General features: G+C 76.7%; 3 protein-coding genes. 2 read left to right on the top strand and 1 reads right to left on the bottom strand.

Translation table 11 applies throughout. The features are described 5' to 3' along the window. Positions 1-48: 48 nt before the first annotated feature. The gene (locus tag QC029_RS30090) at positions 49-1,239 is read right to left on the bottom strand and encodes a S8 family serine peptidase (protein WP_279559020.1); all 1,191 of its coding nucleotides are present in this window, start codon (positions 1,237-1,239) and stop codon (positions 49-51) included. 159 nt (positions 1,240-1,398) lie between these two features. Here QC029_RS30090 and QC029_RS30085 point away from each other — a divergent pair, with 159 nt between their 5' ends. Further along, a complete protein-coding gene (locus tag QC029_RS30085; RefSeq protein WP_279559019.1) occupies positions 1,399-4,716 on the top strand; it encodes a right-handed parallel beta-helix repeat-containing protein in 3,318 nt (1,105 codons plus the stop codon). Between the two features lie 99 nt (positions 4,717-4,815). Continuing rightward, complete coding sequence (locus QC029_RS30080) at positions 4,816-6,258, top strand: hypothetical protein (RefSeq protein WP_279559018.1); 1,443 nt, start codon at positions 4,816-4,818, stop codon at positions 6,256-6,258. Positions 6,259-6,331 lie beyond the last annotated feature (73 nt).

Below are 6,331 nucleotides of genomic sequence, written 5' to 3'. Positions count from 1 at the left end.
TCCCGGGGCTCCGGGAAGGACGGCCCGGCCCCGGGGGTCCGGAGGGGCTCAGCCGCCCGCCGGGCGCCAGCCCCGCGCCCGCCCGCGCGGGACGACCACCGCGGCGGCGGCCACCAGCAGCACCAGCAGCCCGGCACCGCCCGCCAGGACCAGGGCGCGGTGGCGCGGGGCGTGCGGGACGGACGGCGGCAGGGGGGCGGGCTCCGGCTCCGGAACGGACTGCCGGCCTTCGGGCAGGAGCGCCGAGAGCGCCGCGTACGGGTCCAGCCTCGGCACGGTCGCCGGGTAGGCCGCGCCCATCAGCCGGCGGGCGACCTCGGCGGCGCTCAGCTCCGGATGGCGGGCGCGCACCAGCGCCGCCGCCCCCGCGGCGGCCGCCGCGGCCAGCGAGGAACCGGAGCCGATGTAGTGACCGGACCCGCGCGGGCCGACGCTGACCACCAGGTCGCCGGGGGCCGACAGGTCGGGCGCGAACGGCTGCGGCGCGCCCTCCGGGCGGGTGCCGCCCGGGCCGTGGTCCACCACCGACAGCACCTGCGGGACGAACGCGGGGAAGTACGGCCTGGCCGTGGGGTCGGGCCGCCGGGTGCGGGGGTCGAGCGGCGCGGCGTCCGGGGCGGTGGGGGCGACCACCAGCACGTCGTTCCCGGTGGCGTGGGCGACGGCCGCGGTCAGCTCCTTCCGCCCGGTCGGCAGGGCGTGCGCCACGTAGACCACGTCGGCGCCGGCGTCCACGGCCGCCCGGACGCCCCGGGCGACCCGCCCGGCGGAGGGCGTGCCGCGTTCGTCGGTCCCCCGTACCGCCAGGATCCGGGCCCGCGGGGCCACCCCGGCCACCCCGGTGCCGTCGGCGGGGGCGGCGGCGATGAGTCCGGCCGCGAAGCTGCCGTGCCCCACGCAGTCGCGTCCCGCCCCGTCCAGCGCCGTCACCCGGCCGGACAGGGCGGGGATGCCGGTGCCGACGCCGGTGTCCACCACCGCGACGGTCACCCCGTCCCCCCGGGCCAGCCGCCAGCTCTGGGGCAGGCCCAGGGCCTGCCAGGTCCACGGCCGGGCCTCGGCCGTGCGGTCCGACGCCTTCGCGCAGGGCGCGCCGTCGGCCAGCCGGGTGCTGACGCCGGGCAGCCTGACGGGTTCGCCGGCCGCCGCGGGCCGCGCGCCCGGAGGGGCGAGGACGACCAGCGCGGTGGCCGCCGCCGCTCCCGCCGTGCGGAGTGGGCGGGAAAGGACGCGTGCCATGGCGCAGAGCGTAGTGACACGGAGCCCGTACCGGACGGGGCGGGCAAGGATTCGGCAAGCTCCGTGCGAGCTCCTGAACCCGTCGAGGTTGTTGGATGCGGGGGTGGACCGCCGGGCCGGAGGCGGGGCCCGAGGTGATCCCAGACAGGAGGTTCCCGCGTGTCACGGCAGTTGCTCACGGTCAGCCCGGAACAGCCGGAAGGATTCCGGACGATCGCTGAGGCGCTGGCACGGGCGCGCACCGGAGCGGTCATCCGGGTCCGTCCGGGCCGCTATCCGGAGAACCTGACGGTCCGCACCAGGGTGACCATCGTCGCCGAGGGCGAACCGGGCAGTGTGGAGATCTGCCCGCGCCGCGGCACCGCGGTCATGCTGGTGGCGGACGCGGTGCTGCTCACCGACCTGCTGCTGCGCGGCGGCAGCGAGGACGTGCCCGTGGTGGACGCCCCGCGCGGCCAGCTCGCCCTGGACGGCTGCACGGTCGTCGGGTCGGGGTGGACGGCCGTCCTGGCACGCCAGAGCGGCTCGCTGGCGATGCGGCACTGCCGGGTCACCAACCCCGGCGGCGCGGGGATCGTGGTCACCGCCGACACCGACAACGCGGTCGAGAACTGCGTGGTGGAGAACCTGGGCACCTCCGCGGTCGTCGTCGGCGAGAGCGGACGGGCCGTGGTGCGCGACTGCCGGCTGCGCGACGCCCGCGGCAACGGCCTCCTCGTCAACGGCGAGGCGCGGGGCTCGGTCGAGGACTGCGAGATCTCCGGGACCGACAAGCCCGCCATCGCCCTGGAGGGGCACACCACCGTCCGGGTGCTGCGCACCGCCGTCCGCGACGCCGCCGTGGGGGTGTACGTGACCAGCGACTCCCGCCCCGAACTGGAGGAGGTCGCGGTCACCGCCACCACCGGCCCGGGCATCGTGCTCGCCTCGGGCGCCGACCCGCTGCTGCGGCGCTGCCGCACCGTCCGCACCAAGGGCGGCGCGCTGACCGTCGGCGACCGCTCCCGGGGCACCTTCGAGGACTGCGAGTTCCTCTCCTCGCCCGCGCCCGCGATCACGGTGCGGGGACACAGCACCCCCGCCCTCCACCGCGTCTCGGTGCGCGACAGCGGCGCCCAGGGCCCCGCCGTGCTGCTGGCCGAGGACTGCGCCGCGGAGTTCGACGACCTGCTGGTGGCCGACGCCGGCGGTACGGGCCTGGCGATCCGCTCCGGCGCCAACCCGCTGGTGCGCCGGGCGCGGATCACCTCCTGCGCCGGCCACGGCGTGGAGGTCACCGACGACGGCCACGGGCGGCTGGAGCACTGCGAGGTGGACGGCGCGGGCGGCGCGGGACTGCGCGTCGCCGACGGCGGCGACCCCCGGCTCGGCGACACCGTGCTGCGCGGCGCGGCCGACAGCGGCGTGACCGTCGCGGCGGGCGGTCTGGCCACCCTGCGCGACTGCGCCGTCCACGACAGCAGGGGCGCGGGCATCGCCGTGGACAAGGGCGCGGAGGTGACGGTCGTCCGCGGCCGGGTCACCGGCTCGGGCGCGCACGGCGTGCGGATCGCCGACGGCGGCCGGGCCGTGCTCCGCTCCTGCGAGATCGGCGGCAGCGTCGGGGACGGCGTCCGCGTCGACAGCGCCGAGCAGGTCGAGGTCACCGGCTGCACCGTGCGCGACAACCGCGGCGCCGGCCTCCGGCAGACCCGCCCGGGCGAGCGCCTGGAGGTGGAGGACCTGACCAGCGCCGGCAACGCCGCCGACGACCTCTGGGGAGCCGAGGCCGCCGCGGCGGCCGGGATCTCCCCGGACGAGGGCGGCCGGCCGGCCGCCCGGGGGCCGCTGGAGGAGCTGGAGGACCTGGTCGGCCTGGAGGAGGTCAAGCACCAGGTGCGCACCCTGGTCAACCTCAACCAGCTCGCCCAGCGCCGCGCCGGCCTGGGGCTGCCGGTGGCGTCGATGAGCCGCCACCTGGTCTTCGCCGGCCCGCCCGGCACCGGCAAGACCACCGTCGCCCGGCTGTACGGCGGCATCCTGGCCGAGCTGGGGATACTCCGCTCCGGCCATCTGGTGGAGGTCTCCCGCGCCGATCTGGTGGCCCAGGTCATCGGCGGCACCGCCATCAAGACCACCGAGGCGTTCACCAGCGCGCTGGGCGGGGTGCTGTTCATCGACGAGGCCTACACCCTCACCCCCGAGGGGGCCTCCGCCAACGACTTCGGCCGCGAGGCGGTGGACACCCTGCTGAAGCTGATGGAGGACCACCGCGACGACGTGGTGGTGATCGCCGCCGGCTACACCGGGGAGATGGGCCGCTTCCTGGCCTCCAACCCGGGCCTGGCCTCCCGCTTCACCCGCACCATCGAGTTCGCCAACTACTCGGTGGACGATCTGGTGACCATCACCGAGAACACGTGCCGCGCCCACCGGTACGTCCTGGACCCGCGTACCCGCGAGGCGCTGGCCGCGCGCTACGCGGGGATGACCCGCGACGCCACCTTCGGCAACGGCCGCGCCGCCCGCGGGGTGTTCGAGGAGATGCTCGACCGCCAGGCCTTCCGGCTCGCGGCCATGGCCGAACCCGCCGAGAGCGACCTGACGCTGCTGCTCCCCGAGGACGTCGGACAGGAGGAGGCCGAGCAGGCCGGCGAGGGCGTCGGCCGGGAGGAGATGCTGGCCCGGCTGGAGGAGATGGTCGGTCTGGACGCGGTCAAGCGCGAGGTGACCGACCTGGTCAACCTGCTCGCCGCGGCCCGGCAGCGGCAGGCGGCGGGCCTGCCGGCCCCCAGGATCAGCCACCACCTGGTGTTCTCCGGATCACCCGGCACCGGCAAGACCACCGTCGCCCGGCTGTACGCGCAACTGCTGCACTCCCTGGGCGTCCTGCCGCGCGGGCAGCTCGTGGAGGTGGCCCGCGCCGATCTGGTGGGCCGCTACGTCGGCCACACCGCCCAGCTGACCAAGGAGGTCTTCGAGCGCGCGCTGGGCGGGGTGCTGTTCATCGACGAGGCCTACACCCTCACCCCCGAGGGCGCCTCCAACGACTTCGGCCAGGAGGCGGTGGACACCTTGCTGAAGCTGATGGAGGACCACCGCGACGACGTGGTGGTGATCGCCGCCGGCTACACCGCGGAGATGGGCCGCTTCCTGGCCTCCAACCCGGGCCTGGCCTCCCGCTTCACCCGCACCATCGAGTTCGAGGACTACACCACCGACCAACTGGTCACCATCGTGTGCCGGCAGGCGCTCTCCTCCGGCTACGAGTGCCCCGCGCAGACCCGGCAGGCGCTGCACGCCCTGGTGGACGCGCTGCCCAGGGACCGCACGTTCGGCAACGCGCGCACCGCGCGGCAGCTGCTGGAGACGATGATGACCCGCCAGGCCGGGCGGCTGGGCGCACTGGCCTCGCCCAGCCTGGACGACCTGCGGCTGCTGCTCCCGGAGGACCTGCCGAACGCGGGTGTGCCGCACCAGCGCCTGTCCGCCCGGTGACGGGCCCGCTCCCGGGGAGGGGTCCCACCGCCCCCGGGACCGGCCGCCGCCCTGGACCCCCGACCACTCCCGACCCCTCCCGACCACAGTGGAGAAGAGATGCCCGCTGACCAGGAACCCGGCCGAAACGCGCGCCGTACGGCCTCCGGAGACGGCCGCCCCGGTGACGCGCCCGCCGCCCGCCGGGCGGCCGCGCCGCCCGCGGCGGACACCCCGGGCGACACTCCGCGACCGGCCGGACGGCGCGGCGCCACGCCCCCGGCCACGTCCACCGATGCCGCCGCCGATACCGCCACCGGGCCCGCCGCCGGGCCCGCCGCAGCGGCGGCTTCGGCGGCTCCGGCGGCGGCACGCGACGGCAGCGGTGGCGAGGAACGCGGGAGGCGCGAGGAACCGGCCTCCGGCGAGCAGGCCCGTACGGAGGGCCGTACGGCCCGTACAGAGAGCCGGACGGCGGACGGCGGCACGGCACGGACGGACCGCGAGGCGGAGACCGAGGCGGGCTCCGCGGCGGCCGCCGCCGCCCTTCCCGCCGCCGCGGGAGGAACGGGCACCGCGAGCACCGCGTCCGCCCCCGAGCCGCCCGCCGACGGGCCGGACGGGGAGGGGGCGTCGGGCCGTCCGAGGAAACCGATGCTGGCGGCCGCCGCGGTGGCCGGCGCGGTCCTGCTCGTCGTTCCGCTGCTGCTGCTGGACGACGGCTCGGAGGAGAAGAGGACCGCCACCGTCCATGCCGCACAGGACACGCTGCTGACCGACGCCCAGGAGGAGCAGGGCGCCTTCGTCCCCGACGAGCCCGACCCGGCCGCGGCGCCGACGCCCTCGGTGACGCGGCCGGGGAAGAAGGGGAAGAGCGCCGGCGCGCACGGCCAGGACGCCGCGACGGGCGTCGACGACCGGCCCCCGGGCAACCCCCCGGCCGGTGGCACCGACGACACCCCGGCCGATGACGCCCCGGCCGGTGACACCCCGCCGAGGGACGCCCCGGACGGCAGGCAGGGCAGCACCCCGGACGGCAGGCGGGACAGCGCACCGAGCAGCACCCCCCAGCGGCAGAAGAGCGCAACCGGGGCGGAGGCGGAGCCCCGCATGGACACGGCGGCGAAGCCCGCGGCGAGCGGGAACTCCGTCTCGTGGGGGAGCACTCGGCACCGTGTGGCCAACGCCAACAGCGGGGACTGCCTGGCCCGGCACTCGCCAGGCCGGTTCGTCGGCACCGGGGCGTGCGGGGCGAACACCTGGCAGCAGCAGAAGTGGCCCGAGGGGTACGTGCTGCTGAGGATCAGTTCCACCAACTGGTGCCTGGACACCGACGGATACGAGATGTACGTGTCGCCCTGCACCCAGAAGGACCCGGGCCAGCGGTGGCGGATGCGTGGGGCGGAGGGTTGCAGCGTCTACCTGACCGGTACGGGCGGCACCTATCTGACCGGCTGGAACGACCGGACCGCCAACATGCTCCCCCTGGGGGCGTCGAGAGTCGACAAGCCCGCCAAGCAGCGGTGGAAGATCTCCCCGGCCCCGTCCGGACTGGGCTGCTGACCACCGCCCGCACACCGCCCGCACATCGGCGGTGGGCCGGGGGAGCCCCCACGGCCCCGCGGGCGCACCGCAC

It is taken from the genome of Streptomyces sp. DH37, assembly GCF_029813835.1.
Taxonomy (GTDB): Bacteria; Actinomycetota; Actinomycetes; order Streptomycetales; family Streptomycetaceae; genus Streptomyces.
The sequence above is the reverse complement of the archived record's forward strand: the minus strand, read 5'-3'. Positions and strand labels throughout refer to the sequence as shown.